Raw genomic sequence first — 26,446 nt, 5'->3', positions numbered from 1 at the left:
CGTGCACCGGGTCATTTCTGAAACCTGACAGCATCCGAAAAAGCGCTTGACCTTCCCACGATGGTAAACCCTAAGCTCCCTCCATGTCGAATTTCAACTATGGGAAGCACACCATGAGCATGGCAACAACGAGTAGTGCTGGCGCCCAAGCAGCGGCAATCAGCCTGCCCATCGAGGGCATGACCTGCGCAAGCTGTGTCGGCCGAGTCGAGGCCGCCCTTGCCAAGGTCGAGGGCGTGGCAAGCGTGTCTGTCAATCTCGCCACCGAGCGAGCGGACATTCGCCTGAACCGTCCTGTCGATCGCATGGCGCTGATCCAGGCGATCGAGAAGGTAGGGTACGACGTGCCTCAGGGCACCATCGAGCTGGCGATCGGAGGCATGACCTGCGCTTCGTGCGTGGGCCGCGTCGAGAAGGCGCTCAAGGCGGTGCCGGGCGTCACTGAGGCTGTGGTCAATCTGGCGACCGAGCGCGCTACCGTGCGTGGCGTAGCATCCGTGCAGGATCTGATTGCTGCTGTCGATAAGGTCGGCTACGAGGCCAGCCCGGTCGATACAGGCATGCAGGCCGACGAGGAAGCTGCCGAGAAAAAGGACGCCGAGCGCGCCGAACTCAAGCGCGACCTGACCCTGGCCGCCGTGCTGGCGCTGCCTGTGTTCGTGCTCGAAATGGGCTCGCACATGATTCCCGGCATGCACGAGTGGGTGGCTTCCACCATTGGCATCCAGCAGAGCTGGTATCTGCAGTTCGTGCTGACCCTGCTGGTGCTCGCCATTCCGGGCTGGCGCTTCTATGAGAAGGGCTTCCCGGCGCTGTTCCGCCTGGGTCCCGACATGAACTCGCTGGTCGCGGTCGGCACGGCCGCGGCCTTCGGTTATTCGATGGTCGCCACGTTCGCGCCCAGTCTGCTGCCGGCCGGCACGGTGAACGTGTACTACGAGGCGGCAGCCGTCATCGTGGCGCTGATCCTGCTGGGCCGCTTTCTTGAGGCACGGGCCAAGGGCCGCACCTCCGAGGCCATCAAGCGCCTGATCGGCCTGCAGGCCAAGGAGGCGCACGTGCTGCGCGACGGCCGCATCGTGGACATCCCGATCAACGACGTGGCGCAGGGCGACATCGTGGAAGTGCGCCCCGGCGAGCGCGTGCCGGTCGATGGTGAAGTGACCGAGGGCCGCAGCTTCGTGGACGAGTCGATGATCACCGGCGAGCCGATTCCCGTCGAAAAGGCGGAAGGCAGCACCGTGGTCGGCGGCACCGTCAACCAGAAGGGTGCGCTGACGCTGCGTGCCACCGCCGTGGGCGGTCAGACCATGCTGGCGCAGATCATCCGCATGGTCGAGCAGGCGCAAGGTTCCAAGCTGCCGATCCAGGCCGTGGTGGACAAGGTGACGCTGTGGTTCGTGCCCGCCGTCATGCTGGCCGCGGTGCTGACCTTCCTGGTCTGGCTGGTGTTCGGCCCGTCGCCCGCGCTGTCCTTCGCGCTGGTCAATGCCGTGGCGGTGCTGATCATTGCCTGCCCTTGCGCCATGGGTTTGGCGACGCCGACCTCCATCATGGTCGGCACGGGCCGGGGCGCCGAGATGGGCGTGCTGTTCCGCAAGGGTGAAGCCCTGCAACTGCTCAAGGACGCCAAGGTGGTGGCCGTGGACAAGACCGGCACGCTGACCGAGGGCCGCCCGGTCCTGACCGACCTGGAGATTGCCGACGGCTTTGACCGCAACCAGGTGCTGGCGAAGGTCGCCGCTGTCGAATCGCGCTCGGAGCATCCGATCGCACGCGCCATCGTCGAGTCGGCCGTGGAAGGTGGCATCGCGCTGCCGACGATGACAGACTTCGATTCGGTCACGGGCATGGGCGTGCGCGCCACCGTGGACGGCGCGCGTGTCGAGGTCGGTGCCGATCGCTTCATGCGTGAGCTGGGGTTGGACGTGGGCAGCTTCGCTCGCACGGCCGAGCGCCTGGGCAACGAGGGCAAGTCACCGCTGTACGCCGCGATCGACGGCCGGCTGGCCGCCATCATCGCGGTGGCCGATCCGATCAAGTCCAGCACGCCCGCGGCCATTGCCGCGTTGCACCAGCTCGGCCTGAAGGTGGCGATGATCACCGGCGACAACGCGCGTACCGCGCAGGCCATCGCCAAGCAACTGGGCATCGACGAGGTGGTGGCCGAAGTGCTGCCCGAGGGCAAGGTCGAAGCCGTGCGCCGGCTGAAAGCCAGCCACGGCCAGATCGCCTACGTGGGCGACGGCATCAACGACGCCCCGGCGCTGGCCGAGGCCGACGTGGGCCTGGCCATCGGCACCGGCACCGACGTGGCGGTGGAGTCGGCCGACGTAGTGCTGATGTCGGGCAACCTGCAGGGCGTGCCCAACGCCATCGCGCTGTCCAAGGCGACCATCGGCAACATCCGCCAGAACCTGTTCTGGGCGTTTGGCTACAACACGGCCCTGATCCCGGTGGCCGCTGGCGTCCTGTACCCCGCATACGGTGTGCTGTTGTCGCCGATCTTCGCGGCTGGCGCGATGGCGCTGTCCAGCGTGTTCGTGCTCGGCAACGCGCTGCGCCTGCGCCGCTTCCAGCCGCCGCTGGCGGCGGATACCGCTCATTGAGAAAGGAGGAACACCATGAACATCGGTGAAGCATCCAAGGCCTCGAAGGTCTCGGCCAAAATGATCCGCTACTACGAGCAAATCGGTCTGATCCCTCCGGCTGACCGCACCGATTCGGGCTACCGCGCCTATACCCAGGACGACGTTCACCGGTTGCATTTCATCCGGCGTTCGCGCGACCTCGGCTTCTCGGTGGCCGAGATCACGGACTTGCTGGGACTGTGGAATGACAAGTCGCGCCAGAGTGCTGATGTAAAGCGTCTGGCCCAGCAACACATCGACGAGTTGGACCGGCGCATCGAGAGCATGCTGGAGATGGCCGCGACGCTCAAGGCGCTGATCCGGTGTTGCGCCGGCGACGAACGGCCCGACTGCCCGATCCTGCACACGCTGGAGCAGCCCGATATCAGTGACAACAAGCCCGAAGCGCGCACTGGCGCAGTGCCGCGCCGCGCGCGAGCCAACGCAGCAGGAAAAAAGCCGTGTGCGCACTGAGCAGCCAGGAGAGATATGCCCAAAATCACCGTCTTGCCCCATCCTGAACTGGCGCCTGAGGGAGCCGAACTGAACGTGCCAGCAGGCACTTCGATCTGCGAGGCCCTGCTGGACAACGGCATCGAGATCGAGCATGCCTGCGACATGAGCTGTGCCTGCACGACCTGTCACTGCATCGTGCGCAAGGGGTTCGATTCTCTAAACGAAGTCGAGGAATGCGAGGACGATCTGCTCGACCGGGCCTGGGGACTGGAGGCGCAGTCGCGGCTGAGCTGCCAGGCCATCGTTGCGACCGAAGACCTGACCGTCGAGATCCCCAAGTACACGATCAACCATGCCAAGGAGAACCACTAGGAGCCTGCGTGCTGCCTCAGGCGCACCGGCCTGCGGCAGGGTTGCTCTGGCAGATGGAGGACTGACGGCATTGCCGCCAGATAACCAACCCGTGGGCCAGACCAACCCGCGAGCCAGGTGTCTACACTCCCTTTGCACGGTCGTCGGTTAGGCTGGAAAGGTCATCAACGTCCTTAAATCCGTGACGGCCGGCCCATGGAAAGTCCCACAGGAGAAGTCCTGCATGTCTGCGCCCAAGCTAGCCACGCTCTACCGAATGGTCATGCCCGGCCATACCTGCCCCTACGGGCTGAAGTCGCTCGATCTGCTCAACCGCAAGGGCTACGAGGTCGAGGACAAACACTTGGCAAGCCGCGAGCAGACGGATGCGTTCAAGAAGGAGCATGGCATCGAGACCACGCCCCAGGTCTTCATAAACGGGCGGCGCGTGGGCGGCTACGACGACCTACGCAAATTCTTCGGCATGTCCGTGAAGGACAAGAACGCCGTGACCTAGACCCCTGTGATCGCGCTGTTCGCCACGGCGGCCGCAATGGCGCTGGCGGCGAGCTGGGCGGCCTTCGGCCAAGTCTAGAGCATTCAGGCGGCAGAGTGGTTCGTGGCCTTTGCCATGTGCCTCCTGGCGCTGCAGAAGCTCAAGGACGTGGACGGCTTCGCGACGACCTGCTGGCCAAGCGCTGGGTTCGGTATGCCTATTTCTACCCGTTCGCGGAGGCCATCGCAGGCGTCCAGATGGTCGCGGGCGTGGGGATGTGGGTGTCGATTCCGTTGGCGCTGTTCATCGGGACCGTCGGGGCCGTGTCGGTTTTCAAGGCGGTCTATGTCGATCGCCGGGAACTCAAGTGCGCCTGCGTGGGCGGGGACAGCAACGTGCCGCTGGGCTTCGTGTCCCTGACCGAGAACCTGATGATGGTGGCGATGGCCCTGTGGCCAAGGTCGGCCTACCTTGGGATGCACTGAGCGCCGCGCCAGGTACGGCGCAGCGCACGTGCTCGCATCGGCCGTCCTGTGTGCATGCCGGCCACGATGCGGTGTTACTGCGCGCGCGGCGGGAAGCCAGCTTCGCTCAGGGCCGCGGCGATCTGCTCTTGCGAGGCCGAGGTCTGGACCTCGACACGGCGGGTCGGCGGGTCCGTGACGATCTTGGCGTTGGGGTCGATCATTTGGATCGTTTTCGTCACAGTGCGGGCGCAGCCGCCGCAGGTCATGTCTTCGAGATGGAATTGCATGGAAAACTCCTTTCGGGTTGGGGTGTTTGAAGTGTGCTCCTTGCCACCGTTGGAAGGTCAATCGCTATTTGCATCCCCGCCACACCAACCGGCCGAATGCTCATAGGGGCAAGGCCGTGGTGCTCTTTACGCGATCCAGCACGAAGCTGGTCTTGCAGTCCTGCACGCTGGGGTGCTTGAGCAGCGTGTCGAGCACGAAGCGGGAGTAGTGAGCCATGTCCATGACGACCACCCGCAGCAGATAGTCCATGTCGCCGGTCAGCGCATGGCACTCCACAACCTCTGGCCAGTTCTGGACAGACGCGCGGAACACGTCCATGGGATTGCGCTTGTGCGAGTCGGAGTACTGGGCCGACTTCTACACGAAGTTCTTCAACTTCCAAGAGATCCGCTACTTCGACATCAACGGCGAGTACACCGGCCTAGCCTCCAAGGCGATGAGCGCGCCGGACGGCCTGATCCGCATCCCGCTGAACGAGGAAGCACGCCAGGGCGGCGGCCAGATTGAGGAATTCTTGATGCAGTTCAGCGGCGAGGGCATCCAGCACATCGCCCTGCTGTGCGACAACCTACTCGATGCGCTCGACCGCGTGCAGATGGCCGGTATCCCGCTGCTGACCGCCCCCAACGACATCTATTACGCAAACTTGGAAAAGCGCCTGCCCGGCCATGGCCAGCCCGTACCCGAGTTGCAGGCGCGCGGCATTCTGCTCGACGGCACGACCGAAGGCGGCCAGCCCCGCCTGCTGCTGCAGATATTCTCCGAGCCGCTGCTTGGCCCGGTGTTCTTCGAGTTCATCGAGCGCAAGGGCAACTACCGCGAGGGCTTCGGCGAAGGAAACTTCGGTGCCTTGTTCGAGTCGATGGAACGCGACCAGATCAACCGTGGCTCGTTGGAAATCAACCCGGCCTGATTTGGGCCTTTCCATGAAGGCAGAGCGCCTTCAGTCCTACATCTCGCGAGCCCCTCTGTGGGCTCGCGCTACTTTGGCGTCAGTACTGCCTTAGCCGCTCAAGCATTGAGCGGGTTGGCTTCGGCGTCACGTTCCGAAACAGTTGCTACCGCCCTTGACTTGAGTTAATACATGAACATATGTATTCTTATTCAGATACACCGATGGCCTTTTTCCTCGCCCTGAAGAGGGACCCAGCACTACGTCGCCCCCTCTAAGCGCACTTCGGCAGCAATGCGCCGTGGCCAACCCAATGACCAGGATTGCTGAAGGACGTGCCCATGGAACTTCGTCATTTGCGCTGCTTCGTGGCTCTCGCCGAAGAGCTGCATTTCACCCGTGCTGCGGAGCGCTTGCACATCGAGCAGCCGCCGCTGTCCCGCACGATCAAGGAATTGGAAGACGAACTGGGGGTGCTGCTCTTTGACCGCGATCGGCGGGGAACGCGGTTGACGCCAGCGGGCACCACCTTCCTTCAGGACATTCGCAGGCTGTTCACCAACCTGGAGCAGGCACGAGAAAACGTCAGGGCGATCGCCGCAGGCCTAAGAGGCAGCGTGCGCATCGCCATCTCCGATGGCGCCATCGACCCGCGGCTGTCTGCACTTCTTGCCCTGTGCCGCCAGGAGGAGCCGGAGATCGAAATACGGCTCTCCGAGGTCACCCTGGCGGAACAGTTGCGGGGACTGCGATCCGGCGACTTCGCGATCGGTTTCGCACACACCGCGGACGTCGGCGACGGACTGGTGACGGAGCCCATCTGGCAGGACCCGCTGGTGGTGACCGTGCCGATCCGGCACCCGTTGCTGGCCCACAAGGAAGTGTCGCTACGTGAACTCGTGAGTTACCCGCTGGTGATGTGCGATCCGCAGCTTTGCGAGGGCTACTGCCGCGAATTGACCCGGCTGCTACATCCCCTGGAGCGCGAGTCCACCATCGTTGAGCATGTCTCGTCGCTGGACATGATGCTCACATTGGTCGGAGCTGGTTACGGCATCGGCTTCGCAACGGCGACCCGAATCGCGGCGTGTCAACGTCCCGACGTGGTGATCCGGCCGTTGGCGCTCGATTCGGCCGTCATCATCACCTACCTGCTTCGGCCCGAAGGCGGTAGCGGACTATCCGCACCCGTAGAGCGCTTCATCGAGCGTTTGCGTTCGCCAAAGAGCGATTAGCTACGACGCCTGCGCCACATCCGGCGTCACGCATCGCCCTGAAGGTAGAGGTTGCGCTCCGTGGCCGTCATCAGTTCGGCCGAGCTGATCTTGAGAGCCAGGGAAATTTTTAGAATGAGAGCGAGTGTCGGCATGTGCTCGCCGCGCTCAATCTTGCCCATGTGCGAGCGCGCGATCCCCGCCAAGCCCGCGAACTCATCCTGAGCAATCCCCTGAGCCAGGCGAGCGGCTCGCACCGCTTGCCCGAACGCCAACGCCGGTGCGGACTCATAGGTGGTTACTCCGGCGGGCCGTCCAGGCCGAATAGTGCGCTTCTGCATTCGCAGAAGCGTCATGGAATCACTGATCTTTAACCACGTTAAAGATATCTCTTGAGTATGATGTCGGCTGCTCTTTTCGATCCCGTTGCCTCTTGGGGGCATCCATGCACAACGCCATCAGACCGTCCCCGAATTTCACACTCGCCATAGCGCCAGGTGTGCCGTCTTCACGGCTGTCGGCGCTGCTTGCACTGCAGCGAGCGCACGAGCCGGGTGTCGCGATCGCCGTGCGTGAAGTTTCGGATCAAGAGCTGGTAACGGGCCTGCATGAGGGCCGCTACGACGCGGGGCTATCTCTTAGCAGTGCGGGGGATCACCTGACGAGTAGCCGGAGGCTGTGGTGCGAAAGCATGGCCGTCGCGATACCACCGCGGTTCCGTTTGGTTGATCAGGCGAAGCTCACCATCTCCGATCTTCAGGACTATCCAATCTATCGCTGGCAGGCGGAGGCTTGTCCCTTGCTGGACGAGAGGTTGGCCTCCCTGATGCCAGTGGACCAAGAGAACATCCTGCCTGCAACTTCATTCGAGATGATGGCGCTGTGGGTTTCAGCCGGCTACGGCATCGGCGTATGCGCGCAATCGCGCATCGAGCGTGCCCATCAATGGGGGGTAAGCATGCGACCGCTCGCCGATGGCCCCTATGAGATCGTGACGTACCTCCAACGGCCCCACGCGCAAGCAGATTCTGCTGCCAAGCGTTTCGAGCGCAGGGCGCTGCAGATCGCCGAGGCAGGCGCCCTGTAGCAGGCACTCCTATAGGCCGGAGCCGTCTCATCCCGGCCATAGGTTGCAGCATGGGACTAGACCGGACTAGACCCCTTCAAGCACCGCTGCGCTGTCCACCAGTCGGCGGACGCTCTGCCGCACGTCCTCGGGGATGGGCCGCGGGGCAACGGCCTCGGGCACATCCGCATGGTGCTGGTAGTCGCCCATGAGAACCCGGATGATTGCGGGCACGTTCGTTGGCGTGACCGCATCAATGGCCGCACGATCACCCAGGTCGGGGTGAGGCTGGGTCAGCATGCGGTACAGGTCCCACGAATCGGCGTGCGGGCATTGGTTCATGAGCACTTGGGCCAGCTTGTGCTTGAGCGGCACCAGTTGCCAGTCGGGAACCCGCTGCCCCCGGTTGCCCAGGCTGATCGACAGCAGCTTGCCCGCCTTCAGCTCGCGGTTGATCTGGTCCTTGGACTTCCCGGCCAGCTTGCCGAACAGCGGGACCGGCAGATTGTTCGGCGACTCGTAGATGGCCAGCATTTCCTCGCGCTCGCGCTGGATCGCGGAGACTTCCGGCTCCGGGGCATGCACCGGAGGCGGCGGCACCTGCGACAGCCGCTGGAACATGATTCCGCCGCTGTTGGGGGTCACGACGATAGGCGTGGCCACCACGGGCGGCACGCCGGGGACAACAGGCTCAGCAGTCGTGGAGACCGCGCCCACCACTTCCTCCACTTCCGCCATTGCCGGCACCCCGTCGATACGGATGGTCAGATGCGCGCTCGCGGCTTCGACTTCACCCTGTTCGAGCAGGTCAAGACGGTCTGCCCAGTCCTGCATCATGCGACGCCGAGGCTCCACGTACTTGGCGTGGTTGTAGGCCGAACTCACCTTGTTGGGGTCGGAGTGCGAAAGCTGAGCGTCCACCCAAATCTTCGGGTATCCGATCTCGTTGAGCGCGGTCGAGATGGTGCCGCGGATGCCGTGGCCGGTCAGGCGCCCCTCGTAGCCCATGAGCTGCACGGCCTTGTTGAGGGTGTTCTCGCTGATGCGCTTCTTGAGTTCGCTGCGATGCGACAGCAGGTACTTCTGCGCTGGACGCATCACGCCCAGGAGATAGCGCACGATCTCGATGGCCTGCAGGGACAGGGGCACGATGTAGGGCGGCACGTCCTGCGGCCGCTTGCCGGCCTTGCGCATTTCGTCCTGGAGTTGCTTGACGACCTGCGGCGGGATGATCCACAAGCCGCGGTCGAGGTCGAATTGCTCAGGCTCGGCCAGGCGCAACTCGCCCGTGCGCACCCCCGTCAGGAACAGCAGCCGGACGCCAAGCTGGGTCTGCCAGCCCCGGGGGTTGTAGCGCCGGAGCTTCTGAAGGAACTCGGGCAGCTCGGGCAGGTGCAGATAGGGGTTGTGGGCCACCGGGGGCTTGGGCTCGGCCACCACGTCCAGGTCCGCGGCCGGATTGACTTCCAGCCCTTCGGCGATGACCAGGGCATAGCGGAACATCTGGTTGAACCAGGTGCGGACCTTCTCGGCGGTGGTGAACGCCTTGCGTTTCTCGATCGCCGCCACGACGCCCACGAGCTGGGGCCGTCGAATGTCGTAGATCGACATCTTCCCCAGGGTAGGCAGCACGTCCTTGTTGAAGATGCGCAGGATCTGCGAAAGCGTGCTCTGACGGCCTTCCTTGAGTTCCTTGCGGCGATGCTCGACCCAAGCATCGAAGACGTTCTTGAAGGTGTATTCGCCCGCCAGCTTGGCCGCGTGCCGGCGCTGGTCGCGTTCGATTTGGGGATCAATGCCCTTGGCGAGCAGAACCTGAGCCTTGTCCCGCTCGGCGCGGGCCTCGCGCAGACTGAGGGCGGGATAGCCACCCAGGGACATGCGCTTTTGCTTGCCCAGCCAGTAGTATCGGAAGATCCACGACTTGCCGCCTGCGGCAGAGACCATCAGGCCCAGGCAGTCGTTATCGGAGAGGGTGTAGCGCTTGCCGGTGGTTCTTGCCTGCCGGACTGTCAGATCAGAGAGTGCCATTTCGAGGCTCCTAAGTTATGACTTAGGCCTAATGCTCGTCATGGTTCCCGCTCAGCCCCAGCAACTATCCGGTAGCCGTCCCAACCGTATTCTTGTGCCTCAATTGGTCACTCAAAAACGGTAGCTGTGGGTGGATTTCCGTGGCGCTCGCTGGAATGAAAAAAGGGGCCAAAGCCCCTCTTTTCAACGACTTACAGACGTCAGTAGAAGTCTGTAGATCACTATCTGGAGCGGGAAACGAGACTCGAACTCGCGACCTCAACCTTGGCAAGGTTGCGCTCTACCAACTGAGCTATTCCCGCTTGGGAGGCGAAATTTTACCTATTCCAAGGATGGCGTCAAGCGCTTTTTTCAGGGTCTACCGAGGCACCTGGCACCGCGTATCCACGCATGGCGTGGATCTACTACAGCGTCTCCGCAAACTGATGGATCCGCCCCCTCCTTGGATGCGGCATTTCCAGTAGATCCACGCCATGCGTGGATAGACGCATCGATGGGGTCAGACCCCAGGTCAGTTGCCCAGCTTCTTCTGCCGCGCCCGCTCGCGCGCCGCGCGCTCGTCATCGCGCAGGCTCGGCCAGGCAGCGTGCAGGTACTGCAGGCCCGACCACAGGGTCAGCACCGCGGCAATGGCCAGGGTCCAGTCGCCGACATGGAACACCGGCCAGCCCATCCAGATGTCTTCCACCGGCACGTTCGGGGCCACCGAATACAGCAGGCACAGCAGCGCGACCATCTGCGCGGTGGTCTTGACCTTGCCGATCATCGCCACGCGCACCTTGGCGCGCTGGCCCAGCTCGGCCATCCACTCGCGCAGCGCCGATACCGCAATCTCACGGCCGACGATGACCGCTGCCCAGAAGGCCATCCACGGCGTCGGGTGGCCCTGCACGATCAGGAACAGTGCCACTGCCACCATCAGCTTGTCCGCGACCGGGTCGAGGAAGGCGCCGAAGGCCGACTCCAGCTGGTAACGGCGTGCGATCCAGCCGTCGAGCCAGTCGGTGATCGCGGCCATACCGAAGATCGCCGCCGAAGCGAAGTTGGTCCAGGTGTAGGGCAGGTAGAACACCAGCACCAGCACCGGGATCATCACGATCCGCAACAACGTCAGCCAGGTGGGCAGGGTCAACTTCATGCTTGCGTGCTTCTCTCTCTACTCGGCCGCATCAGGCGTGGCCAACCCGTGCAGGTTAGCGTAGATGCGTGCCGCAAGGGCGTCATTGATGCCTTCCACCTTGGCGATTTCCGCTTCACCGGCCGCTTTCAGGCCCACCAGGCCACCGAAATGCTTGAGCAGGCTGGCACGCCGGCGCGGCCCGATGCCGGGGATGTCCTCCAGCTTGCTGGTCATCCGCGCCTTCTGGCGGCGGCCGCGATGGCCGGTGATGGCGAAGCGGTGCGCCTCGTCGCGCACCTGCTGGATGAACTGCAGCGCCGGGTTGGCCGCGCCCGGGCGCAGCTCGCGGCCATCGGGCATCACCAGCGCTTCGTGGCCGGCGCGGCGCTCCACGCCTTTGGCCACGCCCACCAGCAGCACGCCTTCCACGCCCAGATCGGCCAGTGCGGACTGGGCCTGCGCCAGCTGCCCGGCGCCACCGTCGATCAGCAGCACGTCCGGCAGCACGCCCTGCTCTTCCACCGCACGGCGGAAGCGGCGGTCGATGGCCTGGCGCATGGCGGCGTAGTCATCGCCGGGCTCGATGCCGCTGATGTTGAAGCGGCGGTACTGCGCACGCACCGGGCCGGCCGCATCGAACACCACGCACGAGGCCACGGTAGCCTCGCCCAGGGTGTGGCTGATATCGAAACACTCGACCCGCTTGACCGGCTCGGCCAGACCCAGCATCTCGCGCAGCGCATCACTGCGCGCGTGCTGCGCGTTGCGGCTGTTGAGTTCGGTGGCCAGGGTCAGCTGCGCGTTGCGGCTGGCCAGTTCCACGTAGCCGGCGCGCTCGCCGCGCACGTTCCACTTCAGCTGCACCTTGCGCTCGGCCGAGGCCGACAGCGCGGCAACCAGCAGGTCGGCGTCGGGAATCTCGCGGTCCAGCAGGATCTCGCGCGGCGGCTCGAATTCGATGTAGTACTGCGAGACGAACGCGGCCAGCACCTCTTCCGGGCTTTCTTCACCGTTGGTGCGCGGGAAGAACGGACGGGTACCAAGGTTGCGGCCATCACGGAACGCCAGCAGCAGCACGCAGGCCTGAGACCCCTGCATGGCCACCGCCAGCACGTCCAGGTCGGCGGCGCGGCCATCCACGTACTGCCGGGTCTGCATGCTGCGCAGCGAGGAAATCAGGTCGCGCAGACGCGCAGCCTGCTCGAATTCCAGTGCCTCGCTGGCGGCCTGCATCTGCTCGCCCAGCTCGCGGGTGAGCTCGTCGCTCTTGCCTTCGAGGAACAGCGCGGCGCGGCGTACCGACTCGGCATACTCCGCTGCCGGCACGAGCTCCACGCAGGGCGCGCTGCAGCGTCCGATCTGGTACTGCAGGCACGGCCGCGAGCGGTTGCGGAACACGCTGTCCTCGCAGCTGCGCAGCTTGAACAGCTTGTGCATCAGGTTCAGCGTTTCGCGCACTGCGGTCACGCCGGGATACGGCCCGAAATAGCGGCCGGGAATGGCGCGCGGACCACGATGCAGCGCGATGCGCGGCCAGTCCTCGCGGGTCAGCAGCACATGCGGGTAGGTCTTGTCGTCGCGCAGCGAGACGTTGTAGCGCGGCGACAGCGACTTGATCAGCTGGTTTTCCAGCAGCAGCGCCTCGGCTTCCGAGCGCGTCACGGTCACGTCCATGCGCGTGATCTGCGAGATCATCGACATGATCCGCGCGTTCTTCGGGCTGCCGTTGAAATAGCTGCCGACGCGATTGCGCAGCGCGCGCGCCTTGCCCACGTACAGCAGAGTGTCGTCGGCCGCGTACATGCGGTATACGCCGGGGGCGGTGCTGAGCTGGGCCGCGAAGGCCTTGCCGTCGAAGACCGGAGCAGGAACGTCGGTCATTCGCTGATCGGCACTTCGCTGAGCACGCCGCTGTCGGGGTCGAATCGCAGCACGGCGTGGGCGTCGGTCTCGGCGATCCACACCGCCCCGGCGCCCACCGCCAACCCGGCCGGGCCATGCAGGCGACGCGGCAGGGGCTGGGTGGTCAGTTCGCCACCGCCCAGGCGCAGCGTGCGCAGGCGGCCGTTGCCGGTATCGGCAATCCACAGCAGCGGGGCGTCCGCGCTCAATGCAATCGCCTGGGGAAACTGCAGGCTGGCCTGCGCACGCGGGCCGTCTTCACTGCCGAAGCGCCACGGCCCCTGCCCGACCAGCGTCTGCACCAGGTCGCCGCGCAGTTGCAGCGCGCGGATCGAGGAACCCAGCGCGTCGGCCACGTACAGCACCTGCTGCACCACGGCCAGCGCGGTTGGCTGGGCAAAGGCAGCCAGATGGCCGCTGCCATCCCGCTCGTCGATGGAACCACTGCCCGCGCGCCATTGCAGGCTGCGCTGGCCCAGGTGGTAGCTCCAGATGCGGTTGTCGCCGGCCATGGCGATGTGCAGCTGGTTGTCGGCGATGGCCAGGCCAACCGGATGGTCCAGCGGGACCTGCCGCGCCTGCGCGACCGGACCTTCCACCGGCGCCCCGGGACGACCGTTGCCACACAGCGTGTCGACGATGCCGGTCAACAGGTTGATGCGGCGCACCGCGTGGTTGCCGGTGTCGGCGACGTACAGCGAATCGCGCTCCAGCACCAGCGCCTGCGGGCGATGGAACGCCGCTTCGGCGAGGTTGCCGTCCATGAAATCGGCGGTGCCGAGGCCGAACTGGCGCAGGATGCGGCCACCATGGCTGCATTCGAGGATGCGGTGATGGCCGCTGTCGGCGATGTACAGGCGTTCGGTGCTGACCGCCAGTCCCTGCGGGAAGCGCAGGGACTGGCGCGGTTCCGGATGCAGTTCGCTGCCGCCGCGCGGCGGCGCCGACGGTGCGCCTTCGCACAGTGCGTTCAAGGCACGCTCCAGTTCGCCGGGCGCGCCCTGGCCGACCAGCCGCTGCTGTTCGCGGCCCTGCGCATCCAGCAGCACCAGGGTTGGCCAGGCGGTGATGCCGAAGCGGCGCCAGCCATCCCAGTCGGCATCGAGCAGGACCGGCATCGTCAGGCCCTGGCGACGCAACAGCTTCAGTGCGGCACCGGCGTCGCGTTCGAAGTCGAAGCGCGGCACCTGCAGCACCAGCGGCTGCAGCTTGCCGGGGTGGCGTGACAGCCATTGGCCGAATTCGGCCAGGCGTTGCGCGCTCCAGGCGGAGGCGGCGTTGACGAACAACAGCGCCACCGGCCGACCGCGCAGTTCGGTCAGGGTGCAGGGGGTGGCATTGAGCCAGGTGGCGAACTCGGGCAGGTCCGGGACGGGCTGGACGTTCATGACCCGATTATGCCGGAGTCGGCGTCATGCAACAGTCGTGCCACGGCACGTTTTGCAGCATTGTCGACCAGCGACCAGACCTGTTCGAAATGATCACTACCGCCGGTGTAGGGATCCGGGATCGCCATCCGGCCCTCTCCGCCCGACCATGGCAGGTACAGTGCCAAGCGTTCGCGCTGGGCAGAGGTGGCCAAGCGACCGGCATCACGCAGGTTGGCTTCGTCGGCGCACAGGATCCAGTCGAAGCGGTCGAAATCCGCGGCCTGCAGCTGGCGCGCACGCAGGCCGCCGATGTCCACACCGTGCCCGGCCGCGCAGGCGATCGCGCGCCGATCCGGTGGCTCGCCCTCGTGCCAGTCGCCGGTGCCAGCCGAATCCACCTGCACCCGCCCGGCCAGCGGCGAGGCCTCCAGGCGGGCGCGCAGCGCACCTTCGGCCATCGGCGAACGGCAGATGTTGCCGAGGCAGACGACCAGCAGCTTCATCGCGCGGCCATTGCCTGCAGCAACGCTTCGGCGCGCTCCAGGTCCTCGGGGGTGTCGATGCCGGCTGGGAACGGCTCCGGCGAGATCGCCACGCTGATCGGGAAGCCCGCTTCCAGCACGCGCAGCTGTTCCAGCGATTCGACCTGCTCCAGCTGGCCCGGCGGCATCGCCGCGAACTGCTGCAGGAAGCCGGCCCGGTAGCCGTAGATGCCGATATGGCGCAGCCAGTTGTGACCGGCCGGCAACGTGTCGCGGCTGCGCGCAAAGCCATCGCGGTGCCACGCAATCGGCGCGCGGCTGAAGTACATCGCCTCGTTGCGCACATTGCGCACCAGCTTCACCACGTTCGGGTCGAACAAGGTATGCGCATCCTCGACGGTCGTGGCCAGGGTCGACATCGGCGCATTGCCTTCAACCAGCGCCTCGGCCACCGCGCGGATGCCCGCCGCGGGCGCGAACGGTTCATCGCCCTGCAGATTGACCACCACGGTGTCGTCGACCCAGCCAGCGATGCGCGCGCACTCGGCCAGGCGGTCGGTACCGGAAGCATGCGAGGTGGCGGTCATTGCCACCTTCACTTCGGCCAGCCCGGACAGTGCGTCGGCAATGCGCTGGTCGTCGGTAGCGACCCAGACCTCTCCGGCACCGGCCTGCAGCGCGCGGCGCGCCACGTGCAGCACCAGCGGCTCACCGCCCAGCAGGCGCAGCGGCTTGCCCGGCAACCGCGAGGCGGCATAGCGGGCCGGGATGGCGACGACGAATTCGGTCATGGGGCGGTACTCGGCAGGCTCGTTACAACGGGAATGCGGCCGGCGGCGCATGAATGCAAGCGCCGCCGCGCCATTCAGTTCGGTCGCAGCTTGTCCAGGCGGTCGGTCAGCGCCACCCAGAATGCCGCAGGCAGCTCAGCACGCAGCGGGACCGCGTAATGCCAGTCATTGCCGAACGCGCGGCATTTCACCGCATCCTTTTCGGTCATCAGCACCGGCAGCTGGCTGCCGAAGGACAGGTCCTGCGGCTGATAGGCCTGATGGTCGGCGAAGGCGTGCGGTACGACGCCGATACCACGCGCGCGCAGCATGTCGAAAAAACGCTGCGGATGCGCGATGCCGGCCACGGCGTGCACGCGCTGGCCCTTGAAGTACGACAGCGGACGGGCACGGCCTCCGGCCAGCGGTTGTGCGCTGTCGATGTGCAGTGCCATCGGCCACTGGCCGAAGCCACAGGCTTGGGCCGCAGATTCCTCATCGGCCTGGCCGAGATTGACCACGCGGAAATCGCACTCGCTGGCGCGGCTGACCGGCTCGCGCAGTGGTCCGGCCGGGATCATCCGGCCATTACCGTAGCGGCGCTGCGCATCAACCACCTCGATTTCGATGTCGCGCGCCAGCCGGTAGTGCTGCAGACCGTCGTCGCAGACGATCACATCGCAGCCGGCCTCGATCAGCGCCTTGCCGGCAGCAACGCGGTCACTGTCCACGCGCACCGGCACGCCGGTCTTCCAGGCGATCAGCACCGGTTCGTCACCCCCCTTGGCGGTCGGCGTATCAGCCTTCACCCACAGCGGCTTGTCCGCATCCTCGCGGCCGTAGCCACGACTGGCCACGCCCGGCTTCCAGCCGGCGGCACGCAGGCGCTCGACCAGGGCGATGGTCAGCGGCGTCTTGCCGGTGCCACCGGCGGTGATGTTGCCAACCACGATGACCGGTACCGGCAGCGTGTAGCGCTTGCGCCAGCCACGCCGATAGGCCCGGCGGCGCAGCGCGGTGACGCCGGCATACAGCGGCGCCAGCAGACGCATCGCCCACGGAACCGGGCTGCCGTCGTACCAATACGGCGGGGTCTGGGTACCCTTGCCGGCCATCAGTCCTGCCTTTCGCGGAACTGCATGCTGTGCAGATGCTGGTACAGGCCGCCCATGGCAAGCAGCTCCTTGTGGGTGCCACGTTCGACGATGCGCCCGTGGTCCATCACCAGCACCAGGTCGGCGTGCTCGATGGTCGACAGGCGGTGCGCGATGACCAGCGTGGTGCGCTCCGGCATCAGGCGCTGCAGCGCATCCTGCACCAGCCGCTCGGATTCGTTGTCCAGCGCGGCGGTGGCTTCATCAAGGATCAGGATAGGCGCATCCCGCAGGATCGCGCGGGCGATCGCCAGGCGCTGGCGCTGGCCGCCGGACAGCAGCGCGCCGTTCTCACCCACCGGGGTCTGCAGCTGCTGCGGCATGCGTGCGATGAATTCCCACGCATTGGCCGCTTCGGCCGCCGCGCGGATCTGCTCGTCGCTGGCCTCCATGCCGTAAGCGATGTTGGCAGCGATGGTGTCATCGAACAGCATGACCTTCTGCCCCACCATCGCCACCTGGCGACGCAGGTCGGCCAGCGGATAATCATCCAGCGCGACGCCATCAAGGGTGATGCGTCCGCCGCTGGGTTCATAGAAGCGCGGCACAAGCCGGATCAGGCTGGTCTTGCCGCTGCCTGAGCGGCCGACGATGGCGGTGACCGTTCCGGGCTTGGCAACAAAGCTGATGTCGTCCAGCGCAATGCCACTGTCCTCGCGGTAACGCAGCATGACGTGGTCGAAGGCCAGTTCGCCACGCACGCGCTGCACCGTCCTGCGGCCCTCGTCGCGCTCCACCGGCATGTCGAGAATGCTGAACAGACGCTCGGCAGCCGCCACGCCCCGCGAGATCGAGGTCTGCACGCTGGTCAGACGACGCAGCGAAGGAATGATCGCCATCATCGAGGTCATCAGGCCCATGAACTGGCCCGCATTGAGACGACCGGCCAGCGCTTCGCGCGTAGATACCCAGACGATCACCGCCAGTGCCAGGGCGGCGAGGAACTGGACCACGCTGGACGCCGCGGCACGGGTGACTTCCACCTTCATGTTCAGCGACAGCATGCGGTTGGCCAAGCGCGAATAGCGTGTGATCTCGTGCTGCTGGGTGCCATGCACCTTCACTTCCTGCTGCGCGGCCAGCGACTGCTCGGCGGTCTGCGCCATCGAGCCCATGCCGTCCTGGATGCCACGGCTGATGCGGCGGTAGCGCTTGCCCACGAAGGACACGATCACGCCGATCAGCGGCACCACCACCAGCATCGCCACGGTGACCTTGACGCTCATCTGCAGCATCACCGCCAGCATGGCGATGATGGTCAGGGTATCGGCGACCACGGTCTTGAGCGCGTCGGCGCTGGCCTGGGTGACCTGTTCGGTATCGAAGTTCAGGCGGCTGACCATCACCGGCGTCGCTTCGGTATCGAAATGCGAGGACGGCAGGTGCAGGTACTTGGCCAGCACTTGTTCGCGCAGGTCGCGCACCACGCTGCGGCCGGTCTTGGCCAGCGCATAGTCGCTCACCCAGGTGGCAATGCTGCGCATCAGGAACAGGCCGAGGATCGTCAGCGGCAGGATCACCGCCATGCGCGGTTCCGGGTTGACGAAACCACGGTTGACCAGCGGCTCCATCAACTTGGTGAAGTGATAGCCCGCCAGGGCTTCGACCACCATGGCGATGACCGCGGCCACCATGAATACCCAGTAGGCACGGGTGTACCCCAGCAGACGTTTGTAGATCGGCCACACCGGCGCGTGATTGGAACTCATGGACGCACCTCGGGTGCTGTTGCAATGGCAATACGGCGGAAACCGAGCTGACCCAGCGCGTCCTGCGCGGTCACCACGGCCTGGTAGGGAGTGCGTGCGTCGGCACGCAGCAGCACGGTCTGCTCGCGATCGCTGCCGGCCACGGCGGCGATGGTCTGCTTGACCGACTCGACGTCGCTGCGCAGCACTTCCTGGTCATTGATGAAGTAGCGGCCTTCAGCGTTGATCAGCACGCTGAGCGAGCGCGGCGGTTCGTTGGTCTGCTGCTGGCTGGCCGTTGGCAGCTGCACCTGCAGCGTCGAACGCGCATCGAAGGTGGTGGTGACCACGAAGAAGATGATCAGCACCAGGATGACGTCGATCAGCGGCACCAGATCGATATGCGGCTCATCCTGGGATCGGTCGTTGCCGATACGCATCGATCAGGCCTTCGCCGTGGCGGCGCCGGCCGGACGCGCGGCCGGGGCCGGGTTCATCACCCCGGGGCGGCCGTCGAGCGTATCCAGCAGGGCGCTCGCTTCCTGTTCCATTTCCACCACGTAGCCGTGGATACGGCCCTTGAAGTAGCGATGGAACATCAGCGCCGGGATGGCCACGATCATGCCGGTGGCGGTGCACACCAGCGCCTTGCCGATACCGCCGGCCAGCTGGTTCACGTCGCCCACGCCGTGGTCGAGGATGCCCAGGAACATCTGGATCATGCCGATGACCGTGCCAAGCAGGCCCAGCAGCGGGCCGGCCGAGGCGATGGTGCCCAGCGCGTTCAGGAAACGCTCCATGCGGTGCACCAGGTGACGGCCGGTGTCTTCGATGCGTTCGCGGATCTGGTCGCGCGGGCGGTTGCGCGCTTCCAGTGCGGCGGCCAGCAGCGCGCCCAGCGGCGAGTTGCTACGCAGGGTCTGCAGGTGGGCCGGGTCGAGCTTGCCGCGCGCGGCCCAGTTGCGCACTTCCTGGCCGAGGCCGGGCGGCAGCACCTCAGTTCGCCGCAGGGACCAGAAACGCTCCAGGATGATCGCCAAAGCCAGTACGCCCAACAGCAGCAGCGGCACCATCGGCCAGCCACCGGCCTTGACCAGTTCCCACACGTTTCAACCCTCCGGCCCAATGGCCGCTTGTTCGATCGGCGATAGGATAGCAGCCGACCGCGCCCGCCCAGCGGCATCCCACCACCGGGATGCGTGGATACGCTGTTCACGCAGCTGCAGCCCTTGTGCACCAAGCCATACGCGGATCGCCCCGGAGTCGGCCGTGGCCAGCACTTCCGCCCCCTGCGCCTGCCAGCGCTCGACCACGTCCCGGCGTGGATGACCGAAGCTGTTGCGGTGCCCGGCCGAGACCACTGCCAACCGTGGCGCCACGGCGGCCACCCACGGCGCGCTGGAGCTGCCACCGCTGCCATGGTGCGGCACCAGCACCACATCCGCCTTCAATGCCGCCGGAGACGCCTGCAACAGCACCTGCTCGGCCGGGCGGCCGATATCGCCCGGCAGCAGGACCACGCCATGACGGCTGGCGACGCGCAGCACGCAACTGTCTTCATTCTCAGCCTGCCGGCTGCCCGGTGCCGGGTGCAGCACCTGGAAGTCGACACCGTCCCACTGCCAGCGCATCCCCTGCTGGCAGGGCGTGGCTCCGGCGATGGTGCTGCCGGGCGGCGCCATCAGCTGCAACCCAGGCAATTGCCGGCGCAGGCTCGGCAGGCTGCCGGTGTGGTCCAGATGGTCATGGCTGAGCATCGCCTGCTGCGGCGGCTCCTGCCCCAGCGCACGCAACACCGGCACCAGGATCCGCTCATTGCCATCGCCTCCGGTCGGCGGCCCCACGTCGTACCAGAGTGCGTGCCGCGCCGTGCGCAGCAACACCGCGGTGCCCTGGCCGACATCGTGCACCAGCAGTTCCAGTTCCCCTTCGGCCGGTGCATGCCGGGCGGGCCACAGCAGCGGCAGGCACAGCAGCAGGCCCGCCAGGCCACCGCCGCCGCCGCGCGGCAGCAGCCACCAGAACACCCCCAGCAGCGCCGCCGGTACTGTCCAGCGCGGCGCCTCGGCCAGCCACCACATCGCCTGCGGGTGCAGCGCCAGTGGCTGCAGGGCCTGCCAACTGAGCTCGAACAGCCAGGCGGCGACGCGCCAGGCCCAACGCCCGGCGCCGTCATGCAGCGCGTGCAGGCCGGTACCCAGCAGCGACAACGGCACCACCAGCAGCGTCCACCACGGGATGATCGGCAGATTGACCAGCGGCCCCAAGCGCGCGGTGCCGCCGAACAGGGCCACGCACAGCGGCAACAGGCCGAGGCTGGCCACGCCCTGCGCGGCCAGGAAGCCGCGCAGGCCGCCGCCGACGCCCTCCGGCCCGGTTCGCGGCAGGCACCACAGCAGCCACAGCACGCCGCCAAAGCTGAGCCAGAACCCGGCCGACAGCACCGACAGCGGCGCCGGCAGCAGCATCACCATCGCGGCCAGGGCCAGCCCCTGCCCCGCACCCACCGGGCGACGTCCGGCACGGGCCAGTGCCACCAGCCCGATCATCAGCGCCGCGCGCACCGTTGGCAGCGCGCCGCCGGCTGCCACGGCATAAGCGGCTGCGGCCAGCGCCGCGCCCCACGCCGCCGCCTGCGGCCGTGGCCAGTACCGTCCCAGCAGCGGACACAGCCACCACGACAAGCGGCACAGCAGTACGCCGAAACCAGCCACCACGCCCACGTGAAACCCGGAAATGGCGACCAGATGGGTCAGGCCCAGCGCGCGCAGGTGCTCCCAGTCGGCATCGGACAGTCCGCGGGTGTCGCCCAGGGCCAAGGCCTGCACGAACCGTGCGGCAGGATGTGCCACCTGCGTGGCGATGGCGTCACTACTGCGCTCGCGCCAGGCCGGCAGGCCCTGCGCGGGCGTGCGCTCATGCGCAGCGCCCGGATCGCGCACCGTGCCATTGCCGGAAATGCCGCGCAGCAATGCATGGCGTTCGCCATCGAAGCCGCCGGGATTGATTCGCGAGCGTGGCGCACGCACGCGCAACGACAACTGCCAATGCGATCCCGCACGAACTGCATGGCGTCCGCCCTCGGCCTCGTGCGCTGACGATCTGCGCCACGGGTCGTTCCAGGTGAGCTGCAGGCGCCTGCCACGCAGTGCTGGCAGCGTATCGGCCTCATCCACGTGCAACACGAAACGCGTGTAGCCGGGCCCGCGCTGTGGAAGATCAGCCACCCGCCCGCGCACCTGCACATCCTGCGGCGGCGCGCCCGGTGGTAGCTGGCCGTGCAGGGCCCACTGCCCGTGCAATGTGGCCCATGCCAGGCCGAGCACGATTGCAGCCCAGGCCCGGCCGCGCCAGCGCAACAGCCAGCCCGCACCGCCGGCAACCGCCATCGGCACGCTCAGCCACAGCGGCAGCAGCACCGGCATCTGCACGCAGGCCAACGCACCCAGCACCAGGCCGGCGGCGCAGCCGGGGCCGAACAGGGCCGGCGCGGAACGTTCGGAAACCATTCCACCAGCCTGCCGCCAGGCGTAACAGGCTGCCTATCGGGATTTTCCCCGCGTGGCTGTCAGCGCCGGACGGTGCCGCGGTGGAAGTTGACCCGGAAGCTGGCACCGCCGCCGGCGGCCTCGCCCACACTGACCGAGCCGCCGTGGTGCTGCACGATTTCCTTCACCAGGTGCAGGCCCAGGCCACTGCCGCTGCCCGCCGCGCGGAGGCGATGGAAGGGTTCGAAGATCGCCTCGCGGTCGCTCACTGGAATACCGGCGCCCTGGTCGCTGACTTCCAGCAGGCCGCGCGTGTCCAGGCGCACGCAGATGGTGCCGCGTCCGCCGCCGTGGACGATGGCGTTGTGCACCAGGTTGGCGATCACCCGGCCCAGCGCCAAGCTGTCGCCGTGGATCCACACCGGAGCCTCCGGTGCATCCACTTCGAAGCCATAGCCGGCACCGACCACCAGTGGCGCCAGATCAGCAGCTGCCTCACGCACCAGCAGCGCCAGGTCCAGCCGCTGCAGCGCGCCGACGTTGCGATCGAGCCGCTGCAGATCCAGCAGATGCTCGGCAACGTTGCCCAGCCGCGCAACATCGGTCAGCAGCTGCGACTTGAGCTCGCCCTGCGGCAGCTGCGACAGGCGCGCCTGCACCACCGCGATCGGCACCCGCAGTTCGTGCGCGGCGTCGGCAAGGAACTTGTCACGCGCCGCATAGCCCTGCTGCACCTTGTCGATGGCATCGTTGAAGGCCTCCACCAGCGGCGCAACCTCGGTCGACACCAGCTGTGCATCCAGCCGCGCGCCGGCCTGGCCGATGTCCAGCTCCTTGGCCTGCTGTGCGGACCGGCGCACGCCACGCATCGCACGGTGGATCACGGTCGGCATCACCAGCAGCGTGACCACGATCAACGGCAGGAAGAACCACAGGCCGATCAGGCGCAGCACCATCAGCGCGCCATCCAGCAACCCGCCCTTCGGTGCCCCGCCCACCATCACCGTGATGCGCCGCCCATCTTCGTTGCGGATCATCACCCGCGCCACGTCCAGATAGGGCGGCACCAGTGAACCCAGTTCGGTTGCACCCACTGTCGGCAAGCGTGCCAGCAACGGCGCGTGGATCGCCGGAATCGTGCCGCGTTCCAGCCACATGCCCTTGTCATCGACCGCCGCGAACCAGAGATTGCCGCCGGCCCCGGCGTTGAGCTTTTCCCAGCGCGCCTGGTCCAGCACCAACCTGCCACCTTCGCTGTGCACGGCTTTGGCCACTGCCTCGGCGGTGAACATGTCCATGCCCCAGGAGTCCTTGTCGCCCCAGGTCAGGATCAGCGCGACCACCGCGAACAGCACGGTGAAGGCCTGCGCCAGGAACAACCGCCAGGCCAGGCCAAGCGTGATGGAGCGGATCGGACGGGCCATCTCAGGCCTCCGCCAGCAGGTAGCCGACGCCTCGGATCACATGGATCTCCACGCCGGCCCCGGCCTGCTGCAGCGCCTTGCGCAGCTTGGAAATGTGCGCATCAAGCGCATTGGACTGGATCTCATCATCAAAACCGTACACCGCCGCCTCCAGTGCGCTGCGGGTGACCGTGCGCCCCTGACGCATCGCCAGCGCCTGCAGGACCAGTACCTGCCGGCGTGGCAGCGCCAGCGCCTGTCCCTCCACCTGTGCCTGCAGCGATTCGAAGTCGAATTCCAGCCGACCCAGATGCAGGCTCGGTGTCACCATTGCCGAGGGCCGCCGCGAGACTGCACGGATGCGCGCCATCAGTTCTTCGATCGCCACCGGCTTCACCAGGTAGTCATCGGCACCGACGTCCAGCCCCTCGACCTTGTCCGACAGCGTGCCCTTGGCGGTCAGCATGATCACCGCCAGGTTCGGGCGCAGTGCGCGCGCGGTCGCGACGAACGCCACGCCATCGCCATCGGGCAACTGGCGGTCGAGCAGCATCAGCTGGTGCACCGGCTCGCGCAGCGCGAGCGCGGCTTCGGCCAGGCTGCCGACCACGTCGGCGACCACGCCCTGCCGCTCCAGGCCCGATTGCAGGGCACGGGACAGATCGGGATCGTCTTCGACCAGGAGGATGCGCATCAGGGGCTCGGCAACCGGAAACGGTGCCGATCATAGTGCCTGGCGCCGGGTTTGGGCGCGTTCGCGTGCCGATTGCCAAGGCGCAATGTTCTGACAATGTTGTGCCCCCACCATGCGCAGCCATCCCCCGCAAAGTGGCTGATCGATGCCGTCGCTGTCCCCGACCCTGCTGCGCCCGTTGCTGTTCTCCGCTGCCATCGGCCTTCCGTTGATCGCCCACGCCGCCGACCGCAACACGGGGGTGCAGGCCGGCATCAGTGCCGGCGCGACCTCAGGGGCGTACGCCCACTACGACGTCAAGCCGCTGGTCGTACCGTCCATTGCCTGGCAGGGCGAGCGCTTCTTCGCCAGCCCGGGCTCGCTGGGCATGTACCTGTACAAGCGCGAGGGCCTGCGCCTGTCGGCGGCAGTCACGCCCTACACGCTGCGCTTCAAGACCGACGACGTGAACGATCCTCAGCTGCGTCGCCTGCACAGCCGGCAGATGTCCGCCATGGCCGGCGTCAATGGTGAATACAGCACGGACTGGGGCGTCGTCGAGGCCAGCGTGATGCGCGAGGTCACCGGGCACGGAGGTGGCATGGAGACGCGCCTGCACTACAGCTATCCGATCCAGGCCGGTCGCTTCACCTGGGTGCCCAAGGTCGGCGTGGTGCACTCCAGTGCGCGCCTGCTCGACTACTACTACGGCATCACCGACGAAGAAGCGCTGCGCTCGGGACTTGCCGCCTACACCCCGGGCAGCGCGACATCACCGAGCCTGCAGATCGCCGTCAGCACGCCCCTAGGCACGAAGTGGCGCGCGACCGGCGTCGTCGCCAACCAGTGGTTCGGCGATGCCGTAAAGGACAGCCCGATGGCCCGTCGCGGTACCCAGACGTCGGCCTTCGTTTCCCTGATGCGCTCGTTCTGATCGAGCTCCCGTAACGGACAAGGACCCCCCATGGCCTCCGTCTCCCCTGCTGCTGAAGCGCACGCGATCCTGCGTGCCCCGGACCTGGACAGCGCCGAGCGCGCCTACCTGGGGCTGCTGCCCGACCTGGAACACGTGAACGCGCTGACGCGCCGCGCACTGGGCCTTTCGCGCGCTGCCGATGCAGCGCGCGGCTATGCGTTGTCGATGACGCTGGTGGGATTGCGCCTGCAGGAACTTGAGATGGGCGAAGCAACCGCAAAGGAACATCGCCAGGCTACCCTGCGCAGCCTGCGCCAGGCCTTCAGTGCCTGAGCGACCGCGCTCAGCGGAATGTGGTCCAGGCCAGCACCGCCGCCAGCAAGGCCACCCAGATCACCGCCTTGAAGGTGCCTTCCAGCATGTTGCCGCCGAACAGCAGTTCGAAGAACGGATTGGGTCTGGAAACCGGTACGTGATCGCTCATCGTTGTTTGATCCTGGTGGTGGTTGCGGGGTGCGCGTGCCTGACCGCGCAGGCACCACTCTAGTCCAGGTGGCGCCTCTACGGATGTGCGGGGAACATCGCCTTAACATCCTACGCGCCCGTTCGGGTATGTTCGGTCCAACGCTGTGTTCAAGGATGATCGATGCTCAAGCGCGTCCTGTTCCCCGTTGTCGCCCTGCTGCTGTCCGCGCTGATCGTCGCGCTGGGATGGCAGAACCACCAGCTCCGGCAGATCAACGCGCAGATGGCTGCCCAACTGCAGAACATGCGGCTGGAAGCACATGGTCCCGGCCTGGGCAGCCGCCCGGATGCATTGGCGCTGCGCACGACCCAGCACACCCACGTCGATATCGGCGGCGCGCGCGACGCACCTCAGATCCTGTACTTCTTTTCCACTACCTGCCGCTACTGCCTGGCCTCGATGCCGCAGTTGCAACAGATCGCAGCAGCGCGCGGCCGCAGTGAGCTGATCGGTGTGGGACTGCCTCCTTACGACCAACTGGCCGACTACGCCGGACAGCATGCGTTGCAGTTCCCGATCGCCATCGACAGCGAGGGCGATGCGTCCAATCGCTACCGCGCCACGGTCACGCCGATGCTGATGGTGCTGGCCACCGATGGCAGCGTGATCTACAAGCATGTGGGCCAGCTTGATGAGCAGGTGGTGCGCGCCGCCATGAACTCGCTGACGCCAGTCGCCGCACTGCCCTGAGATACCGCGCGCCGCATCAGCGCGCGCGTCATCGTTTACCGCATACGCGCCACAACCGGCACTCCAGTGCCTTCGGCAACTGCAACACCACTACGCCAACCAAGGAGATACACATGATCGGAAAGAAAGTGCTTTCGTCCGTCGCCGGTATCGTCGTTGTTGCGGCCATGGCCTTCGGTGCCAGCCAGGCCTTCGCCGTCGCCCCCAAGACCGGCTATGCGCCCGGTTGCGAGCCGCATCCGAGCTGCCCGTTCGGCAACTCGGGCAAGCCTGGCCAGGTGCTGTGCTGTGATCCGCTGTAATCGAAGCCGCGCCGCAGGCCGGCCCCGCTGATCTGCTGCAGGTGCCGCAGCGCTGAGCCAGCCCTGCGGCG

29 protein-coding genes and 1 tRNA gene are annotated in these 26,446 nt (G+C 66.4%); 12 read left to right on the top strand and 18 right to left on the bottom strand.

Annotated elements, in window-relative coordinates:
- The first annotated feature begins 113 nt into the window (after positions 1-113).
- The 5 genes from N5J73_RS06505 to N5J73_RS06485 all read left to right on the top strand — a co-directional run bounded on the left by N5J73_RS06505 (position 114) and on the right by N5J73_RS06485 (position 4,418).
- On the top strand, positions 114-2,609 hold the full coding sequence (locus N5J73_RS06505) for a heavy metal translocating P-type ATPase (RefSeq protein WP_017511447.1): 2,496 nt from the start codon (positions 114-116) through the stop codon (positions 2,607-2,609).
- Between the two features lie 15 nt (positions 2,610-2,624).
- Positions 2,625-3,104, top strand: coding sequence for a Cu(I)-responsive transcriptional regulator (cueR, locus tag N5J73_RS06500; RefSeq protein ID WP_012614052.1), 480 nt, complete (start codon positions 2,625-2,627; stop codon positions 3,102-3,104).
- Between the two features lie 15 nt (positions 3,105-3,119).
- Positions 3,120-3,458: an ISC system 2Fe-2S type ferredoxin gene (fdx, locus tag N5J73_RS06495; RefSeq protein WP_012614051.1), complete on the top strand. Its 339-nt coding sequence runs from the start codon at positions 3,120-3,122 to the stop codon at positions 3,456-3,458.
- 223 nt (positions 3,459-3,681) lie between these two features.
- The gene (locus tag N5J73_RS06490) at positions 3,682-3,954 is read left to right on the top strand and encodes a glutaredoxin (protein ID WP_012614050.1); all 273 of its coding nucleotides are present in this window, start codon (positions 3,682-3,684) and stop codon (positions 3,952-3,954) included.
- Positions 3,955-4,049: 95 nt separating this feature from the next.
- On the top strand, positions 4,050-4,418 hold the full coding sequence (locus N5J73_RS06485; RefSeq protein WP_223656233.1) for a MauE/DoxX family redox-associated membrane protein: 369 nt from the start codon (positions 4,050-4,052) through the stop codon (positions 4,416-4,418).
- A 74-nt stretch (positions 4,419-4,492) separates the two neighbouring features.
- On the opposite strand, the gene N5J73_RS06480 is transcribed toward N5J73_RS06485, so the two are convergent.
- Positions 4,493-4,687, bottom strand: coding sequence for a heavy-metal-associated domain-containing protein (locus N5J73_RS06480; RefSeq protein ID WP_012614049.1), 195 nt, complete (start codon positions 4,685-4,687; stop codon positions 4,493-4,495).
- Between the two features lie 100 nt (positions 4,688-4,787).
- Positions 4,788-5,006 carry an Lrp/AsnC ligand binding domain-containing protein gene (locus N5J73_RS06475; protein ID WP_017511446.1) on the bottom strand — a complete coding sequence of 73 codons (219 nt, stop codon included), beginning with the start codon at positions 5,004-5,006 and terminating at the stop codon, positions 4,788-4,790.
- Here N5J73_RS06475 and N5J73_RS06470 point away from each other — a divergent pair.
- On the top strand, positions 5,005-5,601 hold the full coding sequence (locus N5J73_RS06470; RefSeq protein ID WP_017511445.1) for a VOC family protein: 597 nt from the start codon (positions 5,005-5,007) through the stop codon (positions 5,599-5,601). The two genes, N5J73_RS06475 and N5J73_RS06470, sit on opposite strands and share 2 nt — an antisense overlap.
- Positions 5,602-5,921: 320 nt before the next feature.
- The gene (locus N5J73_RS06465; RefSeq protein WP_012614048.1) at positions 5,922-6,815 is read left to right on the top strand and encodes a LysR family transcriptional regulator; all 894 of its coding nucleotides are present in this window, start codon (positions 5,922-5,924) and stop codon (positions 6,813-6,815) included.
- 26 nt (positions 6,816-6,841) lie between these two features.
- Here N5J73_RS06465 and N5J73_RS06460 read toward each other — a convergent pair whose 3' ends face one another.
- Positions 6,842-7,135: a helix-turn-helix transcriptional regulator gene (locus N5J73_RS06460; RefSeq protein WP_024082527.1), complete on the bottom strand. Its 294-nt coding sequence runs from the start codon at positions 7,133-7,135 to the stop codon at positions 6,842-6,844.
- Positions 7,136-7,239: 104 nt separating this feature from the next.
- On the opposite strand from N5J73_RS06460, the gene N5J73_RS06455 reads away from it, so the two are divergent.
- Positions 7,240-7,881, top strand: coding sequence for a LysR substrate-binding domain-containing protein (locus tag N5J73_RS06455; protein WP_012614047.1), 642 nt, complete (start codon positions 7,240-7,242; stop codon positions 7,879-7,881).
- 66 nt (positions 7,882-7,947) lie between these two features.
- Here N5J73_RS06455 and N5J73_RS06450 read toward each other — a convergent pair whose 3' ends face one another.
- The 14 genes from N5J73_RS06450 to N5J73_RS06385 all read right to left on the bottom strand — a co-directional run bounded on the left by N5J73_RS06450 (position 7,948) and on the right by N5J73_RS06385 (position 23,962).
- Positions 7,948-9,891 carry an integrase arm-type DNA-binding domain-containing protein gene (locus N5J73_RS06450; RefSeq protein ID WP_012614046.1) on the bottom strand — a complete coding sequence of 648 codons (1,944 nt, stop codon included), beginning with the start codon at positions 9,889-9,891 and terminating at the stop codon, positions 7,948-7,950.
- Positions 9,892-10,117: 226 nt separating this feature from the next.
- A tRNA-Gly gene (locus N5J73_RS06445) sits at positions 10,118-10,193 on the bottom strand.
- Positions 10,194-10,402: 209 nt separating this feature from the next.
- Positions 10,403-11,029, bottom strand: coding sequence for a CDP-diacylglycerol--glycerol-3-phosphate 3-phosphatidyltransferase (gene pgsA, locus N5J73_RS06440; RefSeq protein WP_049444530.1), 627 nt, complete (start codon positions 11,027-11,029; stop codon positions 10,403-10,405).
- Positions 11,030-11,047: 18 nt separating this feature from the next.
- Complete coding sequence (gene uvrC, locus N5J73_RS06435; RefSeq protein WP_049444528.1) at positions 11,048-12,892, bottom strand: excinuclease ABC subunit UvrC; 1,845 nt, start codon at positions 12,890-12,892, stop codon at positions 11,048-11,050.
- Positions 12,889-14,301, bottom strand: coding sequence for a nhl repeat protein (locus tag N5J73_RS06430; protein WP_049444526.1), 1,413 nt, complete (start codon positions 14,299-14,301; stop codon positions 12,889-12,891). Before N5J73_RS06430 ends, uvrC begins: the two co-directional genes overlap by 4 nt.
- A complete protein-coding gene (locus N5J73_RS06425) occupies positions 14,298-14,786 on the bottom strand; it encodes a low molecular weight protein-tyrosine-phosphatase (RefSeq protein WP_049444524.1) in 489 nt (162 codons plus the stop codon). Before N5J73_RS06425 ends, N5J73_RS06430 begins: the two co-directional genes overlap by 4 nt.
- Positions 14,783-15,556 (bottom strand): 3-deoxy-manno-octulosonate cytidylyltransferase, encoded by a 774-nt coding sequence (gene kdsB / locus N5J73_RS06420; RefSeq protein WP_049444522.1) that lies wholly within the window; start codon positions 15,554-15,556, stop codon positions 14,783-14,785. The genes N5J73_RS06425 and kdsB overlap by 4 nt, the downstream gene beginning before the upstream one ends.
- Positions 15,557-15,630: 74 nt before the next feature.
- On the bottom strand, positions 15,631-16,650 hold the full coding sequence (lpxK, locus tag N5J73_RS06415) for a tetraacyldisaccharide 4'-kinase (RefSeq protein WP_049436561.1): 1,020 nt from the start codon (positions 16,648-16,650) through the stop codon (positions 15,631-15,633).
- Positions 16,650-18,398 (bottom strand): lipid A export permease/ATP-binding protein MsbA, encoded by a 1,749-nt coding sequence (msbA, locus tag N5J73_RS06410; protein ID WP_049444520.1) that lies wholly within the window; start codon positions 18,396-18,398, stop codon positions 16,650-16,652. Before msbA ends, lpxK begins: the two co-directional genes overlap by 1 nt.
- Positions 18,395-18,817, bottom strand: a complete 423-nt coding sequence (locus tag N5J73_RS06405) for a biopolymer transporter ExbD (protein ID WP_004152323.1) — start codon at positions 18,815-18,817, stop codon at positions 18,395-18,397. Before N5J73_RS06405 ends, msbA begins: the two co-directional genes overlap by 4 nt.
- A 3-nt stretch (positions 18,818-18,820) precedes the next feature.
- Entirely contained in the window at positions 18,821-19,483 is a 663-nt protein-coding gene (locus tag N5J73_RS06400; RefSeq protein WP_049444519.1) for a MotA/TolQ/ExbB proton channel family protein, read from the bottom strand.
- A 3-nt stretch (positions 19,484-19,486) separates the two neighbouring features.
- A complete protein-coding gene (locus tag N5J73_RS06395; RefSeq protein WP_049444517.1) occupies positions 19,487-21,886 on the bottom strand; it encodes a DNA internalization-related competence protein ComEC/Rec2 in 2,400 nt (799 codons plus the stop codon).
- A gap of 59 nt (positions 21,887-21,945) precedes the next feature.
- Positions 21,946-23,289 carry a HAMP domain-containing sensor histidine kinase gene (locus N5J73_RS06390; RefSeq protein WP_049444515.1) on the bottom strand — a complete coding sequence of 448 codons (1,344 nt, stop codon included), beginning with the start codon at positions 23,287-23,289 and terminating at the stop codon, positions 21,946-21,948.
- A gap of 1 nt (position 23,290) precedes the next feature.
- The gene (locus tag N5J73_RS06385) at positions 23,291-23,962 is read right to left on the bottom strand and encodes a response regulator transcription factor (RefSeq protein WP_049444513.1); all 672 of its coding nucleotides are present in this window, start codon (positions 23,960-23,962) and stop codon (positions 23,291-23,293) included.
- 145 nt (positions 23,963-24,107) lie between these two features.
- On the opposite strand from N5J73_RS06385, the gene N5J73_RS06380 reads away from it, so the two are divergent.
- Together N5J73_RS06380 and N5J73_RS06375 are read left to right on the top strand one after the other, a co-directional pair.
- Complete coding sequence (locus N5J73_RS06380) at positions 24,108-24,875, top strand: MipA/OmpV family protein (protein ID WP_049444511.1); 768 nt, start codon at positions 24,108-24,110, stop codon at positions 24,873-24,875.
- A 30-nt stretch (positions 24,876-24,905) separates the two neighbouring features.
- Positions 24,906-25,190 (top strand): hypothetical protein, encoded by a 285-nt coding sequence (locus N5J73_RS06375; RefSeq protein WP_019337170.1) that lies wholly within the window; start codon positions 24,906-24,908, stop codon positions 25,188-25,190.
- Positions 25,191-25,200: 10 nt separating this feature from the next.
- Here the strand turns inward: N5J73_RS06375 and N5J73_RS06370 are convergent, their stop codons facing one another.
- Positions 25,201-25,341, bottom strand: coding sequence for a hypothetical protein (locus N5J73_RS06370; RefSeq protein ID WP_162838403.1), 141 nt, complete (start codon positions 25,339-25,341; stop codon positions 25,201-25,203).
- Positions 25,342-25,503: 162 nt separating this feature from the next.
- Between N5J73_RS06370 and N5J73_RS06365 the strand changes: the two genes are divergently transcribed.
- Together N5J73_RS06365 and N5J73_RS06360 are read left to right on the top strand one after the other, a co-directional pair.
- Complete coding sequence (locus N5J73_RS06365) at positions 25,504-26,073, top strand: TlpA disulfide reductase family protein (RefSeq protein ID WP_049444509.1); 570 nt, start codon at positions 25,504-25,506, stop codon at positions 26,071-26,073.
- Positions 26,074-26,186: 113 nt separating this feature from the next.
- Positions 26,187-26,375, top strand: a complete 189-nt coding sequence (locus N5J73_RS06360) for a hypothetical protein (RefSeq protein WP_049444507.1) — start codon at positions 26,187-26,189, stop codon at positions 26,373-26,375.
- The last annotated feature ends 71 nt before the right edge of the window (positions 26,376-26,446 follow it).

The organism is Stenotrophomonas sp. GD03654 (genome assembly GCF_029845105.1).
GTDB classification, from domain to species: domain Bacteria; phylum Pseudomonadota; class Gammaproteobacteria; order Xanthomonadales; family Xanthomonadaceae; genus Stenotrophomonas; species Stenotrophomonas africana.
This window is presented reverse-complemented; position numbering and strand designations above follow the sequence as displayed.